Genomic DNA, 21,529 nt, shown 5'->3' on the forward strand with positions numbered 1-21,529 from the left:
CACGCCTGCACGGGCAATGTCCGGTCATCGACCGGCCCGATGATGCTGGTCAGTGCGGGCGAGTACGGCTATAACAGCCGGGCCATCCCCTCACACGGCCTGGAGGCTGTCATCCCATGCTCAAGCTTTACGGATTCGCGGTCAGCAACTACTACAACATGGTCAAGCTGGCCCTGATGGAAAAAGGCGTGCCGTTCGAAGAGGTCCTGTTCGTTTCCGGGCAGACCCCGCAGGTGCTGGCGGTCAGCCCGCGCGGCAAGGTGCCGGTGCTGGAGACCGAGCATGGCTTTATCAGCGAGACCAGCGTGATTCTCGACTACATCGAGCAGACCCACCCCGAGCACCCCCTGCTGCCGCGCGAGCCGTTCGCCTGCGCCAAGGTGCGCGAGCTGCTCAAGGAGATCGAGCTGTACATCGAGCTGCCGGCCCGGACCTGCTATGCCGAGGCATTCTTCGGCCAAGCGGTGGAGCCGCTGGTCAAGGAAAAGGCGCGCGCCGACCTGCTGGCCGGCTTCGCCACGCTCAAGCGCAATGGCGCGTTCGCCCCGTACGTGGCGGGGGAGCGCATGACCCTGGCAGACCTGATGTTCTGCTTCTCGGTGGACCTGGCCTGTGCGGTGGGCAAGAAAGTGCTTGGCATCGATTTCCTCGCCGACTTCCCCCAGGCGGCGGCCCTGCTCGCGCAACTGCAGGGCAATGCGCACGTGGTGAAGATCGCCGCCGACAAGAACGCGGCCATGCCGGCGTTCCAGGAAATGATCAGGAACAAGCGCTGAGTCGAACGGGGCCGCTGGCCGGCCCCGCCTGCCCGCCGCTTAGCGTGCCGCGAGCAAGGCCCTGCCGCGGGCTACCGCAGCGCGCACCTGGGCCGGTGCCGTACCGCCGATGTGGTCGCGGGCGTTCACCGAGCCTTCCAGGGTGAGTACCGCGAAGACGTCCTGCTCGATCTGGTCGCTGAAACGACGCAGTTCTTCCAGGCTCATCTCGGCCAGGTCCTTGCCCGAGTCCACGCCGTACTTCACCGCATGGCCAACGATCTCGTGGCAGTCACGGAAAGGCAGGCCGCGGCGCACCAGGTAATCGGCCAGGTCGGTGGCGGTGGAGAAGCCGCGCAGCGCCGCCTCGCGCATGATCGCATGGCGTGGCTTGATCGCCGGGATCATGTCGGCGAAGGCGCGCAGCGAGTCGCGCAGAGTGTCGGCGGCGTCGAACAGCGGCTCCTTGTCTTCCTGGTTGTCCTTGTTGTAGGCCAGCGGCTGGCCCTTCATCAGGGTCAGCAGGCCGGTCAGCGCGCCGAACACCCGGCCGGTCTTGCCGCGCACCAGCTCGGGCACGTCCGGGTTCTTCTTCTGCGGCATGATCGAGCTGCCGGTGCAGAAGCGGTCGGGCAGGTCGATGAACTGGAACTGGGCGCTGGTCCACAGCACCAGCTCTTCGGAGAAGCGCGACAGGTGCATCATCGCCACGCTGGCGGCAGCGCAGAATTCGATGGCGAAGTCGCGGTCGGACACGCCGTCCAGCGAGTTGCCGGACACCGCTTCGAAGCCCAGCAGCTTGCAGGTCAGCTCGCGGTCGATCGGGTAGGTGGTGCCGGCCAGCGCGGCGCTGCCAAGGGGCATGCGGTTGGCACGCTTGCGGCAGTCGACCAGACGCTCGTGATCGCGGCTGAGCATTTCGAACCAGGCCAGCAGGTGATGCCCGAAGGTGACCGGCTGGGCCGTCTGCAGGTGGGTGAAGCCGGGCATGATGGTCTCGGCTTCGCGCTCGGCCTGCTCCAGCAGCCCCTGCTGCAGGCGGGTGATCTCGTCCAGGATCAGGTCGATCTCATCGCGCAGCCACAGGCGGATATCGGTGGCCACCTGATCGTTGCGGCTACGGCCGGTGTGCAGTTTCTTGCCGATCACGCCAATGCGGTCGGTGAGGCGCGCCTCGATGTTCATGTGCACGTCTTCCAGGTCGACGCGCCAGTCGAACTGGCCGGCCTCGATTTCGCCCTGGATGGTGTTCAGCCCTTCGATGATCGCGTCGCGCTCGGCCTCGGTCAGCACGCCGACCTGCGCCAGCATGCTGGCGTGGGCGATGGAACCCATGATGTCATGACGATACAGGCGCTTGTCGAAATCGACCGAGGCGGTGAAGCGGGCGACGAAAGCGTCGACGGGCTCGCTGAAGCGGCCGCCCCAGGACTGGTTGGTCTTGTCGGTGCTCATGGATCCACTCATTGAAGGCGTGAATGAAAAAGGGGTGCCGATCATAGCAGGGTTGGGCGGCCCTTCGCTGGACGACGGTCGCCGCGATGGCCGTTATGCGGTACGTGAAGGGCGCTTCAGGATATTCAGCGATTGAACGGCAGCGTTCCACGGACCGTCTACAGTTGCACAGAGGGCTGGCAGCGTTTGTGCCGGTCCAGTGAATCTTTGGCCTTCGCATGGGTCTTTAGCGTGACCGCGACCACGGTCCACCGACTCCTGTCACGCACTTCCACCTTGCGAGACTTACTCAGGAATCCAGCGCAATTATGAATGTCCTGATCGTTGACGATGAACCCCAGGCACGTGAACGCCTGAGCCGCCTGCTTGGCGAGCTGGAAGGCTACAAGGTGCTGGAACCCAGTGCCACCAATGGCGAGGAAGCCCTGGCACTGATCGACAGCCACAAGCCGGACGTCGTGCTGCTCGACACGCGCATGCCAGGCCTGGATGGCCTCCAGGTGGCGGGCCGTCTGTGCGAGCGCGAGACGCCACCGGCGGTGGTGTTCTGCCTGGACGACGATGAACTGGAAGCGTTCGGCCATAGCACCCTGAGCCATATCGGCCGGGCACCGGAACCCCAGGCGCTGCGCGAGGCCTTGCGTCGGGCGGAGAAACCCAATCGCGCCCAGTTGGCCGCGCTTACCCGGCCTGCCGTGGAAGCGGGCGGTGGTCCGCGCAGCCACATCAGTGCGCGCACGCGCAAAGGCATCGAGCTGATCCCACTGAGCCAGGTGGTCTACTTCACCGCCGACCAGAAGTACGTCACCCTGCGTCACGAGTCGGGCGAGGTGCTGCTGGACGAGCCGCTCAAGTCGCTGGAGCACGAGTTCGGTGATCGTTTCGTGCGCATCCATCGCAACGCGCTGGTGGCCCGCGAACGCATGGAGCGCTTGCAGCGCAACCCACTGGGGCACTTCCAGCTGTTTCTCAAGGGTTACGACGGTGACCCGCTGACCATCAGCCGTCGGCACGTGGCCGGCATCCGCAAGATGATGCAAGAGCGCTGAGCACCCTCCCGCGTACCGGCCGCAGCCAGGGATGGCCAGGCCTTGCGATGATCTGGATCTGCTAGGCACCGCGGCCAAGCTGTTATCATCGACAGCATTTCCCCGCTTCGGTGCGTCAGATGTCCACTCGCGAAATTCGCATTGCCACCCGAAAAAGTGCCTTGGCCCTGTGGCAGGCCGAATACGTCAAAGCTCGCCTGGAACAGGCTCACCCAGGCCTGGTGGTGACCTTGGTGCCCATGGTGAGCCGTGGCGACAAGCTGCTGGATTCGCCGCTGGCGAAAATCGGTGGCAAGGGGCTGTTCGTCAAGGAGCTGGAAACCGCCTTGCTCGACCATGAGGCCGACATCGCCGTGCATTCGATGAAGGATGTGCCCATGGACTTCCCCGAAGGCCTGGGCCTGTACTGCATCTGCGAGCGCGAGGACCCGCGCGATGCCTTCGTTTCCAATACCTTCGCCAGTCTCGAGGCACTGCCGCCGGGCAGCGTCGTGGGCACCTCCAGCCTGCGCCGCCAGGCCCAGCTGCTGGCGCGTCGCCCTGACCTGCAGATCCGCTTTCTGCGCGGCAACGTCAACACCCGCCTGGCCAAGCTCGATGCCGGCGAGTACGACGCGATCATCCTGGCCGCCGCTGGCTTGCTGCGCCTGGGCTTCGAGGGTCGCATCACCTCCAGCATCGGCATCGAAGACAGCCTGCCGGCAGGGGGCCAGGGCGCCGTGGGCATCGAATGCCGCAGCGCCGATCATGAGATCCATGCGCTGCTGACCCCGCTCGATCATGCCGATACGGCCGACCGGGTCAGGGCCGAGCGCGCCATGAACAAACGCCTCAACGGTGGCTGCCAGGTGCCGATCGCCTGCTATGCGGTGCTCGAGGACGACCAATTGTGGTTGCGCGGGCTGGTCGGTCAGCCCGATGGCGGTGCCTTGCTCACGGCCGAGGCCCGGGCTCCCCGTGCGCACGCCGAGCACCTGGGCGTGCAGGTGGCCGAGGCACTGCTGGCCAAGGGAGCCGGGGCGATCCTGGAGCAGGTCTACGGCGAGGCCGGTCATCCGTGAAACACTGGCGCCTGCTGCTCACTCGGCCTGCCGAGGAGTGCGCGGCGCTCGCCCAGGTGCTGGGCGATGCCGGGGTGTTCAGCAGCAGCCTGCCGTTGCTGTCGATCGTCCCCCTGGCCGTGACCGAGGTCGCGCTGCAGCGGCTGGGCGACATCGCGGGCTATCAGGCGATCATCGTGGTCAGCAAGCCGGCGGCGCGTCTGTTGCTGCAGCGGCTGGGCGAACTGCAGCTCGCCGCCCCTCGGCACGGCTGGTTCACGGTCGGGGAAGCGACGGCACGGGTGCTTCAGCACGCGGGGCTACAGGTGAGTTTCCCTACAGCAGGTGATGACAGCGAAGCCTTGCTAGGTGTATCAGTCCTGCGCGAGGCTATCGCGCTTCCTACGCCACGTGTCCTCATCGTCCGTGGCAAGGGAGGTCGTGAACTGCTTGCCGAGCGTCTTGGCGAGCGAGGTGCTAGTGTCGATTATCTGGAACTGTATGAGCGCTGCCTGCCGCACTACCCGCCCGGCAGCCTGTTGCAACGGATCGAAGCGGAACGCCTGAACGGCCTGGTGGTCAGCAGTGGGCAGGGTTTCGAACACCTTCGCTCGCTCGCCGGCGCGCACTGGCCGCAGCTGGCAGCGATGCCCCTGTTCGTGCCGAGCCCGCGGGTCGCCGAGCAGGCCAGGGCGGCAGGCGCCCGACAGGTTGTGGATTGCCGTGGCGCCAGCGCCACGGCCCTGCTGGCAGCCGTGCAGCGCAGCGCTGCACCTGCCCCATAAGGCGCCCGGGCACTGGGCAGGGCGCCCCCATGCAAAGGATGGATACGTGAGCGAGACTGTCTTGTCCAACAACGAACACGCATCGGCGCCCGACGCGCCGCACACACCGGTCGAGCGGCCAGCCCGGCGTGCCGGCAACGGTGTCGCCGTGCTGGCGCTGCTGATCGGCGCGGCCGGCCTGGGCGTCGGCGGCTGGGGTGCCTGGCAGGTGCATCAGTTGCAAGGCAATGAACAGGGCCAAGGTGAGCACCTCGAAGCGCTGAACCAGCGTGCCGAGGCGTTGCAGCAGCGCCAGCAGCAGCTCGGCTCGCAGGTGGCCGGCCTGCCGGCGGCCAGCGAGCTGGAAGATCGTCGCCGTCTGGTGGCGCAATTGCAGGGCGATCAGCAGCGGCTGAGCCAGCGTCTGGAAACCGTGCTGGGGGAAAGTCGCAAGGAGTGGCGCCTGGCCGAGGCCGAGCACCTGCTGCGCCTGGCCACCCTGCGCCTGTCGGCGCTACAGGACATCGCCAGTGCCAGGGCGCTGGTCGAGGGTGCTGATCAGATCCTGCGCGAGCAGAGCGATCCGGGCGCCTTCGCTGCGCGGGAACAGCTGGCGCGCAGCCTGACCGTGCTGGACAGCATCGAGCAACCTGACCGCACCGGCCTGTTCCTCAAGCTGGCCGCCCAACGTGAGCAGGTGCAGCAACTGAACGCGCTCACGCCGGAGTTCGACAGCCAGGCGAACGCCGTCCATGCGTTGGCCGAGGAGGGCGACTTCAGCACCCGGCTGTCACGCTGGTGGACGGAAATCTCCAAGTACTTCCAGATCGACTTCAACGCCGATCAGAACGTGCGCCCCTTGCTGGCCGGCCAGTCGCTCAACCAGGTGCGCCTGGCCCTGAGCCTGACCCTGGAGCAGGCGCAGTGGGCCGCGCTCAATGGCCAGCAGGCGGTCTATACCCGGGCATTGGACGAGGCGCGCAGCGTGTTGCTGGCCAACTTCAATGCCGACAATCCGCAGAGCAAAGCCATGCTCGAAGGTCTGAACGCCCTGGCCGAGCAGCCGGTGTCGGTGAAAGTGCCGGACCTGGCCGAAAGCCTGGCGGCGGTGCAGGCCTACATCCAGCGTCGGCACCTGCCGGTCGATGGTGAGGAGGCCAAGCCATGAAGCGCGTCTACCTGCTGGCTGTAGTGGCGATCGCCGTCGCCGCGGCACTGGGCGTCGCCATCGCCAAGCACAGTGGCTACGTGCTGATCGCCTACGGTGGATTCCGCTATCAGTCTGGCCTGTGGGCAGCGCTGGCAGCGTTGCTGGTCCTGGTGCTGGCGCTGCTGCTGCTGCGCTGGCTGGTGGGGTTGGTGCTGACGTCCAGTGGCGTGGTCAATCCCTGGTCGCGGCGTAACCGCAGCCGGCGCGTGCGCGTCGCCATCGAGCAGGGGCAACTGGACCTGGCCGAGGGGCGCTGGGCCAGTGCCCAGCGTCACCTGCACCGCGCGGCCGAGGCCGAGCGGCAACCCTTGCTGTATTACCTCGGTGCCGCCCGCGCGGCCAACGAGCAGGGCCGCAGCGAAGAGAGCGACAACCTGCTCGAGCGCGCGCTGGAGCGCCAGCCCCAGGCCGAGCTGGCGATCGCCCTGACCCATGCGCAATTGCAGATGGACCGTGGCGACAGCGATGGAGCGCTGGATACCCTGCTGGTGATGCACGAGCGCCATCCCCACAACGTGCAGGTGCTGCGTCTGTTGCAGCGTCTGTACCGTGAGCGCGGCGATTGGCCGGCCCTGATTCGGCTGCTGCCGGATCTGCGCAAGGGCAAGGTGCTCGCGCCGCCCGAGCTGGCCGAGCTGGAGCAGCGCGCCTGGGGACAGAACCTGGGACTGGCCGCGACCCGCGGCGAAGACGCACAGACTGCACGCCAATCCCTGGAACGTGCCTGGCAGCAACTGACCTCCGCCCAGCGCCATGAGCCGCGCCTGGTGCTGGCCTATGCCGAGCAGTTGCGCCAGGTCGGTGCCGAGGGGGAGGCCGAGCAGGTGCTGCGCAGCGCGCTGAAACGCCAGTACGAGAGCCATCTGGCGCGCCTGTATGGCCTGGTGCGCGGCGAGGATCCCCTGCGCCAGTTGCAGACGGCCGAGGGTTGGCTCAAGGACCATCCGCAGGATCCAAGCCTGTTGCTGACCCTGGGGCGGCTGAGTCAGCAGAACAGTCTGTGGGGCAAGGCGCGCGACTATTTCGAGAGCAGCCTGCGCATGCAGCGCAATCCGGAGACCTGTGCCGAACTGGCGCGTCTGCTGGCCGGGCTGGGCGAAACCGAGCGCAGCAACCAGCTATTCCAGGAAGGCCTGGGACTGCTCGACGAACGCCTGCTGGCGCTACCGCTGCCCCAGGCTGTGCAGGCCTGAGGCGCTGTTGACGGTGCAACCGCTGAGCGCACTCGGTGGTTGCGTCCGTCGCTGGGTGATCGAACCCGTGGGGTGCCGATCCCTGGGCTTTGTCATCTGCATTGATAAGATATTTCTTCGTTTTGCCCAAAACCTGGAATTGTCCTACTCGACATCAGAAATTATTCCCTCTCAATGAGCGAGTTCTCCCCCCTGTAGCAACTTGAAACAGCGCTCGTCTTTCCTCTACCGTTTCAAACCACTACAAACGCTCCGGGATTCGCACCGCTCATGTCGCAGGCTCGCTCGCGCCCATTGTTCATCTTCGGCTTGCTCGGTGCCCTGTCGGCGCTGGCGGCGGCATTCGTCCTCGAGCACTGGCTCGGGCTGGTGCCATGCCCGCTGTGCCTGAGCCAGCGCCTGTCGCTCGGCGCCTATGCGGCTCTCTGCCTGGGTGCCCTTCTGCAGGTGCCGGGGAGGCGAGGGGCGCGTCTGTATGCGGGAGCGCTGGTACTGGTGGCCCTGTGCGGGCTGGCACTGGCTGCCCGGCATGTCTGGTTGCAAGGCGCCTGGCTGGCGCCTTCCCCAGAGCCCGCCGAGCACGCCCTGCAAGGTTCCTGGGCCGCAGCACTGGCACGCCAACTGGTCGGAAGCCCCGAGTGCATGTCGATCAGCTGGAGTTTTCTCGACCTTACGCTGCCGGAGTGGAGCCTGCTGGCCTTTGTGCTGCTGTCGGCATTGCCGGGTGGCTATCTCCTGGCGGGCAGGCTACGTGATGCCAGGAAGTGAGGGCGACCAGCGGTTCGCCATCAGTGGCATCGAACACTTGTATGAACTTAGTCCACTGCGTACCTTGATGGTCAGCACGCGCGGGAATAATCTCCCCTGCACGCCTACCGAAAATACACGGTTGGATGCCTACTGCTGATGTCACCGTCATATCGCCCGCTTGAGGCGCCCGGTGCAGCGGCATCTGCCCCGCTAGGGAAGAGACTGCCATGCTCGAAAGTTGCCAGAACGCCCAGGAACGATGGGGAGGGGTCCACAAGCTGATCGACCGTTGGCTCGAGGACCGTCAGGAGCTGGTGCAGGCGTTTCGCGCACTGCGCGATGCCAGGCCGGCGTTCGCCGACAAGGACAAGAGCCGCGACTTCTGCGCGATCCTGGTCGACTACGTCTCGGCCTGGCATTTCGAAGTGAGCGAGCAACTGGTCAGCGAGGCCAAGGCCTTTGGCGATACCCGGGGCCTGGAGCTGGCCACTCGCATCAACCCGCGAATCGACGACAGCACGCAGATCGCGCTGGCCTTCAATGACAAGTGCGAAAAGGGCGAATGCACCGACCCCGAGCGATTCGCCGAAAAGCTCGGCAAGCTGGGTGGCCTGCTGCGCGAGCGTTTCGAACTGGAAGACTGCCTGATCGAAGTGCTGCACACCGCGCACAAGGTCGATGAAGCGGCAGTGCAGGCCTGATTCAGGAACGCACGGCCAGCAACTCGATTTCAAAGACCAGTGGGGTATAGGGTGCGATCAGGTCGCCTGCCCCATCGGCTCCGTAGGCTTGGGCCGACGGAATCACCACGCGCCATTTGGCGCCCACCTTCATCTGCGTCAGCGCCACCTGCCAGCCGGCGATCACCGAGTTCAGGCCGAACCACTGCGGCTGCTGGCTCTGATCGAAGACCGAACCGTCGGGCAACCTCCCCACATAGCGGACCTGCACCTGTTGACCGGCCTTGGGTTGCGTACCGTTGCCAGCGGCCAGTTCGCTGTACAACACGCCATCGGCCAGTTCGCGAGTGCCGGTGCGCCCGCGCTCGCTGGCCAGGAAGCGTTGCTCGGCCGCCCGTTGTCGGTCGGTGGAGGCCTGGAGGGCATCGGCTTCAGCCTGCGCTTCGTGTTGCTGGACGATGGCCTGCATGCGCGTCTTGTCGATGCGCGGCGGTTGGCCCAGGTAGGCCTGGCGCAGCCCTTCGATGAGCGCTTCGAGCTGCAGGTCGGGCATTTCCTGGTGCAGGCGCTCGCCCAGGCTCGCGCCAAGGCTATAGGCCAGGTCCTGATCACTGGCCGGTGGCGGTGGCGTGGCAGCCATGACCGGGGCGGCCAACAGACTCAGGATCAAGAGTGGAAGACAGTGCACGTGCAACTCCTGCGGCAGTGAAGGCGAAGTGGAACAGTCTTGATAAGTGGACCGATGCCAATATCATCGATCCGGCGAGTGAACCTCAGAGGCACTCGTTGCTGCAAGTTCCAAAGAGGGCCCAGCCATGCAACGCGGCGTCGACAATACTGTCAACATGGCCTAGCGGCATCAGCAGCAGAAGCATAGTATGAGCCGCACTCTCGTCAGCCAGGAGGTAAGCCATGTCGGCCAAGAAGAAGCCCGTTAGTACGCCGCTGCACCTGCTCCAGCAACTTTCCGGTAGCCTGCTCGAACATCTGGAAGAGGCTTGCTCGCAAGCGCTGGCGGATGCGGAGAAACTGCTCGCGAAGTTGGAAAAACAGCGCGGCAAAGCGCAGGAGAAACTGCACGATTCGCGCCTGAAGTTGCAGAGCGCGGCGCAGGCTGGCAAAGCCAAAGCCCAGGGCAAGGCCCAGGGCGCCGTGGGTGACCTGGAAAAACTGCTCGATTCGCTGAAGGATCGCCAGACCCAGACCCGTACCTACATTCAGCAACTCAAGCGCGATGCACAGGAAAGCCTGAAGCTGGCCCAGGGTGTGGGCAAGGTGCGCGAGGCGGCTGGCAAGGCTCTGGACCAGCGTGCTGCCAAGGCGCCTGCTGCGAAGACCGCTACGGCCAAACCGGCTGCGAAGGCCACTGCGGCCAAACCGGCTGCCAAGGCGCCTGCTGCGAAGGCCGCTGCAGCCAAACCGGCTGCCAAGGCGCCCGCTGCGAAGACCGCTGCAGCCAAACCGGCTGCCAAGGCGCCTGCTGCGAAGACTGCAGCGGCCAAACCGGCTGCCAAGGCGCCCGCTGTGAAGACTGCTGCAGCCAAACCGGCTGCCAAGGCGCCCGCCGCGAAGACCGCTGCGGCCAAACCAGTCGCAGCCAAACCGGCCGCCGCCCAAGCGTCGACCAAGCCTGCCGCCGCCAAGGGCGTCGCTGCCAAACCCGCAGTGGCCAAGTCGACTGCCGCCAAGCCCGCCGCGACCAAGGCCACCGCTTCCAGGCCTGCTGCTGCGAAAGCCGCGGCCAAGCCTGCTGCCGCCAAGCCTGCCGAAGGCACTGCGTCGAATGCCGCTACCGCTTCGACTACCTCCGGCACTGCAGGCAACGCCACCGCTCAGTCCTCCTCCGCGGAGGCTTGAAGCCCTACGGCTGCGGCGCGCAATTGCTCCAGTGCGCCGTGGTCGATGGCTGGCGTCGGTGCCAGCCAGTTCAGCCAATCGCCGGCCTGTCCGTCAGGGCCAGCCGGCCATTCGCTCGCCAGTGCCTGCAAGCGTCCCAGCAGGGTCCGCTCGGCGTCCAGTTCCAGTGCCTTGACCTGTTCACGCAGGGTTGCCAACTGCGCGTCTTCCCGTGCCGCTTCGCGCCAGGCCTGGCGCAGCGCGCGCAATGGTGACAGCACATCCCGCTGCCACGACAGGCTGATGTCGCGCAGTGCCTGCACCCGCATGGCATCCGGTACCACCCTGCGGGCCTGCAGCCAGGTGCCGCACAGCAACAGGCAGACATCCCCGCCCAGCGCCTGCAAGGCGAGACACGCGTGCTCGACGCCCGGCCGCGCATAAAGGCCAAGGGCATGGTCCCATAGATCGGTGTGCATGATTCCACTCGCGCCAGTGATCGAGCGCCCTGTGTGGGCCTCTCGGAAGCTGATAGACTCCGCGACCATCATGATCAGACTATCCAACCTCACTTTACAGCGTGGTCCGCAGCGCTTGCTAGAAGGCGCCGAGATGACCCTGCACACCGGTCACAAGGCCGGCCTCATCGGCGCCAACGGTGCCGGCAAATCCAGCCTGTTCGCCTTGCTGCGCGGCGAGCTGTCGCCCGATGCCGGCGACTGCCAGATCCCTGCCGACTGGCGCATCGCCCACATGCGCCAGGAGGTCGATACGCTCGACCGCCTGGCGGTGGACTATGTGCTCGACGGCGACCTGCGCCTGCGCAAGGTGCAGGCGGATCTGGCGGTCGCCGAGCAGGCCCACGACGGCACCGCGCTGGCGCGCCTGCACAGTGAGCTGGACAGCGCCGATGGCTACACCGCCGACGCCCGCGCGCGCAAGCTGCTCGCCGGCCTGGGGTTCACCAGCGAGCAGATGGACCGGCGCGTCGGCGACTTTTCCGGCGGCTGGCGCATGCGCCTGAACCTGGCTCAGGCGCTGATGTGCCCGTCCGACCTGCTGCTGCTCGACGAGCCCACCAACCACCTGGACCTCGATGCCATCCTCTGGCTCGAAGACTGGCTCAAGGGCTACCCCGGCACCCTGCTGCTGATCTCCCACGACCGCGACTTCCTCGATGCGGTGGTCGATCACGTGCTGCACGTCGAACAGCGCAAGCTGAACCTGTACAAGGGCGGCTACAGCGCGTTCGAGCGCACCCGTGCCGAGCGCCTGGCGCAACAGCAGCAAGCCTACGAGAAGCAGCAGGCACAGCGTGCGCACATGGAAAAGTACATCGCCCGCTTCAAGGCCCAGGCGACCAAGGCGCGTCAGGCGCAGAGCCGGATCAAGGCCCTGGAACGCATGGAGGAGCTGTCGGCGGCGCATGTCGACTCGCCCTTCGACTTCGTCTTTCGCGAATCGCAGAAGATCTCCAGCCCGCTGCTCGACCTGTCCGACGGGCGCCTGGGCTATGGCGACAAGACCGTCCTGGAGAAGGTCAAGCTGCAACTCACCCCAGGCGCGCGCATCGGCCTGCTCGGCCCCAATGGCGCGGGCAAGTCCACCCTGATCAAGAACCTGGCTGCCGAACTGGAGCCGCTGGGCGGGCGCCTGGTGCGTGGCGAGAACCTGGCCGTCGGCTACTTCGCCCAGCACCAGCTCGACTCGCTGGACGACAAGGCCAGCCCGCTGCTGCACTTGCAGCGCCTGGCCCCGAGCGAGCGCGAGCAGACCCTGCGCGACTTCCTCGGCGGCTTCGATTTCCGCGGCGATCGCATCGACGAGCCGGTGGTGAATTTCTCCGGCGGTGAAAAGGCGCGTCTGGCTTTGGCGCTGATCGCCTGGGAGCGGCCGAACCTGCTGCTGCTCGACGAACCGACCAACCACCTCGACCTGGAAATGCGCCTGGCCCTGACCATGGCCTTGCAGGAATTCGCCGGCGCCGTGGTGGTGGTGTCCCACGACCGTCACCTGCTCAAGAGCACCACCGACGATTTCCTGCTGGTGGCCGACGGCAAGGTCGAGGCGTTCGATGGCGACCTGGACGACTACAGCCGCTGGCTGATCGACTACCGCCAGCGCACGGCACCGGTCGGCACCGCGCCGGCCAACCCGGACAAGACCGACAAGAAGGCCCAGCGCCAGGCGGCCGCCGCCCTGCGCCAGCAACTGGCCCCGCACAAGAAGGCTGCCGACAAGCTGGAAACCGAGCTCGGGCAGGTACACACGCAACTGGGCCAGATCGAAACCGCCCTGGGCGATGCCGGGCTGTACGAAGCTGCCCGCAAGGATGAGCTGCGTGAGCTGCTGGCGCGTCAGACCAGCCTCAAGCAGCGCGAGGGCGAGCTGGAAGAAGCCTGGATGCAGGCACTGGAAACCCTGGAGAACATGCAGGCCGAGCTCGAAGCGCTGTCCTGAGCGAGTAGCGGAGTGCACGTGATGCAGAAATCGCTGGTTCTTTCTCCGGCGGGATCGTAGCTTAGCGGTTTGCAGCAATAGCTCGAGTGAGGTGTGCGATGTCCATGGAAACCTGGTTGGCCTTCTTCGCCGCGTGCTGGGTGATCAGCCTGTCGCCGGGTGCCGGGGCCATCGCCTCGATGTCCAGCGGGTTGCAATACGGTTTCTGGCGCGGTTACTGGAATGCGCTGGGGCTGCAGCTGGGGCTGATCGTGCAGATCGCGATCATCGCCGCCGGGGTCGGCGCCATTCTCGCGGCGTCCGCCACCGCGTTCCAGGTGATCAAGTGGTTTGGTGTCGCCTACCTGGTGTACCTGGCCTACCGCCAATGGCGCGCGCTGCCCATGGACATGAGCGATACCTCCGGCGTGCGCCCGATCGGCAAGCCGCTGAGCCTGGTGTTTCGCGGTTTCCTGGTCAACGTGAGCAACCCCAAGGCGCTGATCTTCATGCTGGCGGTGCTGCCGCAGTTCATCGACCCGCATGCGCCGCTGCTGCCTCAGTACCTCACCATCACCGCGACCATGATCAGCGTCGACCTGCTGGTGATGGCCGGCTACACGGGCCTCGCCGCCCGGGTGCTGCGCCTGATGCGCACGCCCCGGCAGCAGAAGCGCCTGAACCGCACCTTCGCCGGCCTGTTCATCGGCGCCGCCACCTTCCTAGCGACGCTGCGCCGCGCGCCTTTGTAGGCTGCCCAGCCGGGCGGCTCGGCGGTTTTTCACCGCCATCGCTGCATCGGATCGAGTCGAGGGGACCTGTGTGCTGTCTAGTGCTAGGCACCCCCCTTGGACCTACCCGGAGGCACGCACCATGGACGCACCCACTCACGAATTCTCGGAAATCTTCAAACAGCTGGGGCTGGATGACGACCCCGTCGAGATCGACCGCTTCATCACTACCCACTCGCCGCTGGACGAGGATGTGAAACTGGTGGACGCGCCGTTCTGGAGCGATGGGCAGCGCGCCTTCCTCAAGGAAAGCTACGTCGCCGACTCCGACTGGATCGTGATGATCGACCGACTCAACCAGGTCCTGCACGAGCCCAAGGGCTGAGGGGCGCGCCGCGGCGACTTCACTCGCCGCGGATGTACTGTTCCAGCTGCAGGATCAGGTTGGCCTGCTCGGCGATGGTTTCCTTGACCAGGTCGCCGATCGACAGCAGGCCCAGCAACTGGCCGTTGTCCACGACCGGCAGGTGCCGCAGATGCCGGTTGGTCACTAGGTTCATGCAGTATTCCAGATTGTGCTTGGGCTCCACGGTGACCACCGGCGCGCTCATGATTTCGCGCACAGGTGTCGCCGCTGACGAGCGCCCTTTGAGCACCAGCTTGCGTGCATAGTCGCGTTCGCTGACGATCCCCACCACCTCGCCGCCCTCTACCACCGGCAGCGCGCCGATATTCACTTCCGCCAGCAGCTTCAGCGCATCGAGCACCGAGTCGTCGGGACCGATGGTGTAGACGGTCTGATGCTGGGATTTGCTCTTGAGGATCTGTTCGACGTTTTTCATGAAGGCCTCGGCAGGAGAAAGGAGCTGTGCGGCAAAGCTCAAGCATCAGCCAGCCGGCGTCACCGAGCAATGCAGGAAACGGCATGGAGACGATTGAAAAACGTCATTGGCGAGCCAAGCCGAGGGGCGGCGAGCCCCCCGGCCAGGGCTTCAGAGCGTGGGCATCTGGCCGATGCGCGCGACCATTTCGCTGACGATCTGCAAGTCCAGCATGAACTGTTCGACGGTCTTGAACTCGTTGTCGTTGTGACCGGTGTACTTCACACCGGGCATCGCCAGGCCGAACTGCACACCATTGGGCAGCTTGTGTACCGAGGTGGCGCCAGCGGAGGTGCCGAACTCGTGGGGCAGGCCAAGATTCTGGCTGGCCACGTCGAGCAGGGCCTTGACCCATTCGCCCTCGGGGTTGCGATACATCGGCTCGTCCAGGGTGTAGTCCAGGGCGACCGAGGTATGGCTGTTGCGTGCCCAGTCGCCCAGCTTGCTGGCCAATTCGTCCTTGAGCGTCTGCACCGGTTTGCCTTTGGGTATGCGCAGGTTCACCGCCAGTTTCAGGCCCTTGTCATCGACGCCGACGAAGGTCGGAGAGGCGGTCAGTGGGCCCATGAAATCATCCTTGAAGCCGATGCCCAGCTTGGCTCCCAGGTAATCCAGCCCCCAGTTGTCGGCCGCGTAACGGGCGGCATCGGTGAACTGGTTGTGCTTGAGGGGCACGCGCTCGCCCAGGCCATTGAGGAAGTCGAGCATCCGCGCCACTGGGTTGACCCCGGACTGCGGCGCCGAAGAGTGGGCCGACACGCCGGTCACGGTAAGGATCACGTTCTTGCCCGACACCACGCTGTCGATCTGGAAGTCCTTGCCATGGGCCTTGCGGTACTCGTTGCCGGCTTTCTTCAGGCGGCGGGCCAGGTCGACCGGATGCTCGCCCACCAGGGTCGCCACCGAGGTGGTCGGAATCTGGTTGGTGGCCAGGCCGCCAGTCAGGTCGATCACTTCAGCGCCCTTGCCTTCGGCTGTGCGCTTGGCGAAGGTGGCCATGACCGTGCCGTAGCCTTTCTCGGCGATCACCACCGGATAACCGCCGTCCAGCGCCAGGTTATAGTCCGGGGTGGCGTTGCGGGCGAAGTAGTAGGGAATGGCGTCGCCGGACGTTTCCTCGGTGGTGTCCACCAGCAGCTTGAACTGACGGGCCAGGGGCAGCTTCTCGTCCTTGGCCACCTTCAGCGCATAGAGCGCCACCACGATACCGTTCTTGTCGTCCTCGGTGCCGCGCCCGTACATGCGGTCGCCCACCAGGGTGACCTTGAACGGGTCCAGGCGGGTGCCGTCGGCCAGTTTCCAGTTGTCCGGATTGACCTGCACCACGTCGGCGTGAGCGTGCAGGCCGACCACTTCCTTGCCTTCGCCCAGGGTGATTTCGTAGACCCGGTTGTCGATGTTGCGGAAGGTCAGGCCGAAGCCTTCGGCCAAGGCCTGGATCTTCGCGGCGATCTTGTGGAACTGGGGATTGTCGTGCTGGGGCAGGCCCTCGACCTGGAAGGTCGGGATCTCCACCAGTTCGCGCAGGGTTTCGGTGGCGGCCTTGCCGTACTTGATCCGGGTGTACAGGCCCAGCAGGCGGTTGATCTCGTTCTGCTGCTCTGCGCTCAGCGGCTTGCCGGCCTTGAAGGCCTGAAGCGTCGAGGCGAGGTCATCGACCTTGGCCGCTTCGCCGCTGGCCAGCTCGCTGACGAACTGCTTGAAGTCGGCAGGCTGGCGGCCGTCGAAGGCCTTGAGAATGACCGCTGACTGCTGGGGATCGAGGTTGGCCTGGGCGGGCTGGCTGAGCAGGGCGAGGCTGGCCAGCAGCAGGCTGGCAGCGGGAAGTTTGGGCAGGGACATGATCGAGCGCATTCCTTCGCGAAGGGGTGAAATGAGAGGTTCATATTGTAGGAACCTTCCCACGCTACCACCATTGAGCGCCGTGAGGGGAGGGGGCTGCCGCGACCTGGCGCACAAACAGGCGACGCGCCGCAATGCCCGCTAGCGAAATGAGGCGGGTCGCGCGCTCAAGGTGTGTTCAGCAGCTCGCACGCCGTACCAGACGAGGCTCGATGACCCGTGTGCAGGGTGCGTCCTCGTCGAATCGCAGAAGCAACTCGATGGCCGACCGTGCCATCACATCGGTGTTCTGGTCGAAGCTGGTCAACGCGAAGCGCGACCAGGCCGCAGAGGGCATGTTGTCGTAGCCTATGATGCGAAAGTCCCGTGGCGCGTAAAGCCCGGCTTCGGCCCAGCGATCGACCAGGCCGAATGCGATGAGGTCGTTGCCACAGAAGATACCGTCGGGCCGTTCGGCCAGGCCCAGCAATCGAGTGCCTTCCTGCCGACCCCATTCGTAGTCGTAGCCGCCGTGGCTGACCTGCAGTGATGATTCGCCAAAGGTCTGTACCCTGGTCGCGAAACCCAGGGCACGGGCACTGTGGCTCAGCGTGTCGGCCGGCCCCAGAATGCCCGCGAAATGCCTGCTGCCTGTGGCGTGCAGCAACTGCGCCGCGTGTCGGCCGGCCTCTGCGTTGTCCGAGTTGACCGCGCGTATCCAGCGGCTTTGCACGGACGAGTTCAGCGTGACGATGGGCAGGCGGTAGCGATCCAGTTCATGGGCTGCCAGGGCCGATGACACGGAGAGGGCGCTGAGTACCCCGTCGACCTTCAACGACACCAGCTCGCCCAATGCCTCGTCGAGGTCGCGGTCGTTGTCCACCCGGACCACCAGCGTCTGCTTGCCGGCCGCGGCCAGCGCCAGGGTGAAGGACTCCAGCGTCATGGTGTGAAAAGGGTTGTAGAGCCCGCCGATGACCACGGCGACGATGTCGCTCTTGCCCGATCGCATGATTGCCGGCAGCCGGCTCGGGCGATAACCCAGGCGGGCTGCAGCCGCTTCGACCCGAGCGCGCATGGCGGGCGACACGCTCGCACCTTCGGCGAACACGCGCGAGACCGCAGATTGAGAAACCCCTGCTTCGCGAGCGACATCGTGCGAGGTGGGCGGGCGTTCACTCATGGTGGGCTGATCGGCACGCGTGCGACGAGGTAGGGCGGTTGGCGGCGGTCGACGCCATCGTGGTATTGCGGCAGACGTGTCCACTGTCCCAGCACGACATACACATAGTGTTCATCAGCAAAAATTCCATCGGGCCATATGAAGCGAGGATCTTGAGCGACTTGCTCGAAATTGCCATCCAGGTTGCGCCGGAAGATGGCGTCGTGATCCGCTGCGGTAGTATACAGGCGCCCCCAGGAGTCGGTCGCCATTCCATCCGCGGCGCCTTTCTCGCCCAGATCGACGATCGCATCGGCCAAGGCGCTGTCGCTCTGGGCGAAGTCGGCCAACAGCGCGGTCGGCAACGAATAGAGCCTGCGACTCGATAGCGCTGCGAAATACAAGGTGCTGCTGTCGGCCGACAGCGCTACGCCATCCACCCCGCCACCCGGAAAGGCAGGCGGCTTTGCGGACTGTCGCAGCACACGACCTTCCAGCACGGTCTGGTAGCCGGGGTCGGCCTTGATGCGCGCATCGTTCGCCAGGACTCGGCGTTGCCTGGCGCTGGCGAGATCGACCACGATCAGCGCCGGATGGCCGTCGAACGAGCTGTCGGCGATATAGGCGGTACCTTCCTTGCCATGGGTCAGGTCGATGCGCAGATCGTTCAGGTGGCTGTCCGGCAGCAACGCCGATGTGATCAGTACCTTGGCCACGACTCGCCCCGTGGCGGGATCGAAGCCCACCAGCTTGGCCCCTCCAGGCGCGATGGCCTGGCCGTGGACCTTGCCGTCGTCGACCACCCACAGCCGGCCCCGTGCATCGGTGGTGATGCCATGCACCGAGACCAGCCTTTGCGCAGGATCTGCAGTGGTGCTGCTGGCCATCGCCGCGTCTGGGAACGGCACCAGGCGACCATCGCGCCATTCGCCCAGCACGGGCCCGTCGTGATCGGCGTCGTGCTTTGGAAAGCTCAGGAACAACCGATTGCCGATCACGGCGATGCCCGATGGGTCGAGGTCTGGGAGGCGGGCGACGATCTCGACGTTCGCCGGGCTCGAGTGAGCCTGATCCGTTGGGTGGACATCGAGGAACAGGGCACCGTTGGCCAAGGCTGCGGTACTCATCAACGACAGGGCGATACAGGCAAATACACGCACGGGGACGGCCTTCGAGTGTGGAGTTCGCTCGATCATAGGCACCGGAACCGATCGGTTTCAAATGATTTTGCATCGCGATGCAAATTTAATGAATCGCGATGCAACCAAATCTTTTCAGCTCGCTCTCTATGCAATGTCAGGGCATCGAACGCCCAGCGTCGTGCCCTTCAGTGGCGAGATTCGAGGCGCAGCTCTCAAGGCGCGAGCGGCTCTCGGTGTTTCGTTCGAATCCGTACTCTTCGAGGAAAACGCTCATGTTCACACCACTACCCCAGTCGCAGGATCGCATGCCCGGCCGCGAGTCCGAACTCAATCCGCCTGCCCAGCACATTCGTCCGAGCTATCGAGGCAGCGGACGTCTGGCGGGCAAGAGAGCGATCGTCACAGGGGGGGACAGTGGGATCGGACGTGCTGTCGCCTTGCACTTTGCACGCGAGGGCGCTCATGTCGCGATCGTCCATCTGCCCATGGAAGCGGAAGACGGCCAGCGGACGCTGGCCCTGCTTGAGGCCGAAGGCGTCCGATCCCTGGCGATCGTCGGCGACTTGCGGGAGCCGGAATTCTGCCGCCAGGTCATCGACGAGACGGTCTCGGCCTTCGGTGGCGTGGATATCCTGGTGAATAACGCCGGTATTCAGAAAGTCGCCGACGACTTGACCGCCATCAGCGACGAAGATTGGGCGTGGCACTTCGATACCAACGTGCACCCCATGTTTCGCCTCAGCCGCGCAGCGCTGCCTCACTTCGGTCCGGGTGCCTCCATCATCAATACCACCTCGGTCAACGCCTACGTGGGTAATGACAGCCTGGTGGCGTACTCCAGCACCAAGGCTGCGCAGGTGGGCTTCACCCGTGCATTGGCGCTACAGCTGGCCAGCCGAGGGATTCGTGTCAACGAAGTGGCGCCTGGCCCCATCTGGACCTCGATCCAACCGGCCGGCTTTGGTCCGATCGATCCGCAACTGGTCGCCGACATGGGCAAATCCGTTCCCCTGGGGCGCATTGGCCAGCCCAGCGAGGTCGCGCCGGCCTACGTGTACCTGGCCAGTGAAGAGGCGTCCTATGTCACCGGCCAGACGATTCATGTGAACGGGGGGATGGCGGTCAATGGATAGCGCCCTTCCAGCTGTCGACTGGCTCGATGGCCCTCTGCACCAGCGATGGCTCGACGACCAGGGCCAATGGCTATTGGATTTCTCCAAGCGTGCGCGCGTCGAGGACGGCTTCGCAGCGCTGGACGATGCGGGTCGTTTGGCTGGAGGCCCGGCGCAGACGCTCATCACGGCGCGCATGACCCACGCCTACGCCTTGGCCTTCGCACGCGGCCTGCCTGGCTGCCGACCCTTGGCCGTGCACGGCGTGGCCACGCTATTGGACATTCTGCACGACGCCGAGCATGGCGGCTGGTTGCCTGCCGCGGGTGACCGGACCGGACGCAAGCAGGCGTATGTCCATGCGTTCGTGGCCTTGGCCGCCTCGACGGCGGTGGTCACCGGGTTGCCGGGTGGCACGGCGTTGCTGGAGCGGGCACTGACGCCGATCGAGCGGCATTTCTGGTCGGAAGAAGAGGGAGTGATGCGCGAGAGCTTCGCCGTCGACTGGAGCGATGAAGAGGACTACCGCGGCGCCAACAGCAACATGCACAGCCTGGAAATGGCCCTGGCTGTCGCCGACGCACTGGACGCGCCCCTCTGGCGGTCGCGGGCGCTGCGGATCGCGGAGCGTTTCGTGGAGCAGTTGGCCCGCGCGCAAGGTTATCGCCTGGCCGAGCACTTCGACCGCCGATGGCGACCGCTCCCCGACTACCACGCAGATCGACCCGCCGACGACCTGCGGCCCTTCGGCTTGACCCCTGGCCACTTCCTGGAATGGTCCTTCCTGTTGCTCAAGCTCGAGGCCGCGCTGGAGGCGCAAGACGGTTCGGCGCCCGCGTGGCTGTTGGAGAGCGCGGTGAAGCTGTTCGAGACAGGCACTCGCATCGGCTGGGCCGTGGACGGATCTGCAGGCATGGTTTACACCGTCGACTGGCAGGACCGGCCTGTGGTGCACAATCGACCGCATTGGGTCATGGCCGAAGCCATCAAGGCGGCCCACGCGCTGTACGTGCGCACCGGCGATGCGGCCTATGCGGGCTGGTATGGACGCTTTTGGGATTATGCGGACTTGCACCTGATCGATCGTGTGAATGGCGGCTGGCATCATGAAGTCGACCGGGCGGGCATGCCGTCCGCTCGTGTGTATCAGGGCAAGGCTGACCTTTATCATGCGTACCAGGCGACCTTGACTGCGCTGGTTCCGTTGCATCGTTCGGTTGCTACTGCTCTGGTCCATCAGCAGCAGGCCCAGCGGGTGCGAGGCATTTAGCACCATGGGCGACGGCAGGATGGGTTCGTGCAGAGGCGGTCGTCGGTTGCTGCATCGTGAATCAGCAGGCTCATCTGGCCCCTTCGGGGGCTCGATGGGGCGGGCTGGCCAGCTTTCCAGCGCTCGTCCTTCGCAGCTATCTGGCAAATGCAGTCGGCTTTGATTTCGAAGGTTCTGCGCTGGACTGGATAGCCTTGCGGCGAATTTGCGCTTTGCGCTGATACTCGCCGCGATTTCTG

General features: G+C 65.4%; 21 protein-coding genes. 14 read left to right on the forward strand and 7 right to left on the reverse strand.

The features are described 5' to 3' along the window. The first annotated feature begins 116 nt into the window (after positions 1-116). The gene (locus tag IAE34_RS19210) at positions 117-776 is read left to right on the forward strand and encodes a glutathione S-transferase (RefSeq protein WP_200140528.1); all 660 of its coding nucleotides are present in this window, start codon (positions 117-119) and stop codon (positions 774-776) included. A 39-nt stretch (positions 777-815) separates the two neighbouring features. On the opposite strand, the gene argH is transcribed toward IAE34_RS19210, so the two are convergent. Continuing rightward, positions 816-2,210, reverse strand: a complete 1,395-nt coding sequence (argH, locus tag IAE34_RS19215; RefSeq protein ID WP_200140529.1) for an argininosuccinate lyase — start codon at positions 2,208-2,210, stop codon at positions 816-818. A gap of 308 nt (positions 2,211-2,518) precedes the next feature. Between argH and IAE34_RS19220 the strand changes: the two genes are divergently transcribed. From IAE34_RS19220 to rsd, 7 genes are all read left to right on the forward strand, one after another. Next, positions 2,519-3,259 (forward strand): LytR/AlgR family response regulator transcription factor, encoded by a 741-nt coding sequence (locus IAE34_RS19220; RefSeq protein ID WP_200140530.1) that lies wholly within the window; start codon positions 2,519-2,521, stop codon positions 3,257-3,259. Positions 3,260-3,378: 119 nt separating this feature from the next. Beyond that, on the forward strand, positions 3,379-4,320 hold the full coding sequence (gene hemC / locus IAE34_RS19225) for a hydroxymethylbilane synthase (protein ID WP_200140531.1): 942 nt from the start codon (positions 3,379-3,381) through the stop codon (positions 4,318-4,320). Next, entirely contained in the window at positions 4,317-5,084 is a 768-nt protein-coding gene (locus tag IAE34_RS19230; RefSeq protein ID WP_200140532.1) for a uroporphyrinogen-III synthase, read from the forward strand. Before hemC ends, IAE34_RS19230 begins: the two co-directional genes overlap by 4 nt. A 46-nt stretch (positions 5,085-5,130) precedes the next feature. Further along, on the forward strand, positions 5,131-6,231 hold the full coding sequence (locus tag IAE34_RS19235; RefSeq protein WP_200140533.1) for a uroporphyrinogen-III C-methyltransferase: 1,101 nt from the start codon (positions 5,131-5,133) through the stop codon (positions 6,229-6,231). Then, entirely contained in the window at positions 6,228-7,466 is a 1,239-nt protein-coding gene (locus IAE34_RS19240) for a heme biosynthesis protein HemY (protein ID WP_200140534.1), read from the forward strand. The genes IAE34_RS19235 and IAE34_RS19240 overlap by 4 nt, the downstream gene beginning before the upstream one ends. A gap of 270 nt (positions 7,467-7,736) precedes the next feature. Further along, complete coding sequence (locus IAE34_RS19245; protein ID WP_200140535.1) at positions 7,737-8,234, forward strand: disulfide bond formation protein B; 498 nt, start codon at positions 7,737-7,739, stop codon at positions 8,232-8,234. Between the two features lie 209 nt (positions 8,235-8,443). Then, a complete protein-coding gene (gene rsd, locus IAE34_RS19250; protein ID WP_200140536.1) occupies positions 8,444-8,917 on the forward strand; it encodes a sigma D regulator in 474 nt (157 codons plus the stop codon). Position 8,918: 1 nt separating this feature from the next. Here the strand turns inward: rsd and IAE34_RS19255 are convergent, their stop codons facing one another. Further along, positions 8,919-9,536: an FKBP-type peptidyl-prolyl cis-trans isomerase gene (locus tag IAE34_RS19255; RefSeq protein WP_200140587.1), complete on the reverse strand. Its 618-nt coding sequence runs from the start codon at positions 9,534-9,536 to the stop codon at positions 8,919-8,921. A gap of 272 nt (positions 9,537-9,808) precedes the next feature. On the opposite strand from IAE34_RS19255, the gene IAE34_RS19260 reads away from it, so the two are divergent. Then, entirely contained in the window at positions 9,809-10,753 is a 945-nt protein-coding gene (locus tag IAE34_RS19260; RefSeq protein WP_200140537.1) for an AlgP family protein, read from the forward strand. Here the strand turns inward: IAE34_RS19260 and IAE34_RS19265 are convergent. Then, positions 10,729-11,211, reverse strand: a complete 483-nt coding sequence (locus IAE34_RS19265; protein WP_200140538.1) for a TIGR02444 family protein — start codon at positions 11,209-11,211, stop codon at positions 10,729-10,731. The two genes, IAE34_RS19260 and IAE34_RS19265, sit on opposite strands and share 25 nt — an antisense overlap. A gap of 70 nt (positions 11,212-11,281) precedes the next feature. Between IAE34_RS19265 and IAE34_RS19270 the strand changes: the two genes are divergently transcribed. The 3 genes from IAE34_RS19270 to IAE34_RS19280 all read left to right on the forward strand — a co-directional run bounded on the left by IAE34_RS19270 (position 11,282) and on the right by IAE34_RS19280 (position 14,287). After that, entirely contained in the window at positions 11,282-13,192 is a 1,911-nt protein-coding gene (locus IAE34_RS19270; RefSeq protein ID WP_200140539.1) for an ATP-binding cassette domain-containing protein, read from the forward strand. A gap of 98 nt (positions 13,193-13,290) precedes the next feature. Then, a complete protein-coding gene (locus tag IAE34_RS19275; RefSeq protein ID WP_200140540.1) occupies positions 13,291-13,923 on the forward strand; it encodes a LysE family transporter in 633 nt (210 codons plus the stop codon). Positions 13,924-14,044: 121 nt separating this feature from the next. Then, on the forward strand, positions 14,045-14,287 hold the full coding sequence (locus tag IAE34_RS19280) for a DUF2789 domain-containing protein (protein ID WP_200140541.1): 243 nt from the start codon (positions 14,045-14,047) through the stop codon (positions 14,285-14,287). Between the two features lie 19 nt (positions 14,288-14,306). On the opposite strand, the gene IAE34_RS19285 is transcribed toward IAE34_RS19280, so the two are convergent. From IAE34_RS19285 to IAE34_RS19300, 4 genes are all read right to left on the reverse strand, one after another. Next, positions 14,307-14,744, reverse strand: coding sequence for a CBS domain-containing protein (locus IAE34_RS19285; protein WP_200140542.1), 438 nt, complete (start codon positions 14,742-14,744; stop codon positions 14,307-14,309). 150 nt (positions 14,745-14,894) lie between these two features. Next, a complete protein-coding gene (locus IAE34_RS19290) occupies positions 14,895-16,625 on the reverse strand; it encodes a dipeptidase (RefSeq protein ID WP_200140543.1) in 1,731 nt (576 codons plus the stop codon). A gap of 178 nt (positions 16,626-16,803) precedes the next feature. Continuing rightward, entirely contained in the window at positions 16,804-17,787 is a 984-nt protein-coding gene (locus IAE34_RS19295) for a LacI family DNA-binding transcriptional regulator (RefSeq protein WP_200140544.1), read from the reverse strand. Next, positions 17,784-18,926 (reverse strand): L-dopachrome tautomerase-related protein, encoded by a 1,143-nt coding sequence (locus IAE34_RS19300; RefSeq protein ID WP_200140545.1) that lies wholly within the window; start codon positions 18,924-18,926, stop codon positions 17,784-17,786. Before IAE34_RS19300 ends, IAE34_RS19295 begins: the two co-directional genes overlap by 4 nt. Before the next feature lie 254 nt (positions 18,927-19,180). On the opposite strand from IAE34_RS19300, the gene IAE34_RS19305 reads away from it, so the two are divergent. Both IAE34_RS19305 and IAE34_RS19310 read left to right on the forward strand, forming a co-directional pair. Continuing rightward, complete coding sequence (locus tag IAE34_RS19305) at positions 19,181-20,041, forward strand: glucose 1-dehydrogenase (protein ID WP_200140546.1); 861 nt, start codon at positions 19,181-19,183, stop codon at positions 20,039-20,041. Beyond that, on the forward strand, positions 20,034-21,290 hold the full coding sequence (locus tag IAE34_RS19310) for an AGE family epimerase/isomerase (RefSeq protein WP_200140547.1): 1,257 nt from the start codon (positions 20,034-20,036) through the stop codon (positions 21,288-21,290). The genes IAE34_RS19305 and IAE34_RS19310 overlap by 8 nt, the downstream gene beginning before the upstream one ends. The last annotated feature ends 239 nt before the right edge of the window (positions 21,291-21,529 follow it).

This window comes from Pseudomonas sp. S30 (assembly GCF_016518545.1).
Lineage (GTDB): Bacteria > Pseudomonadota > Gammaproteobacteria > Pseudomonadales > Pseudomonadaceae > Aquipseudomonas.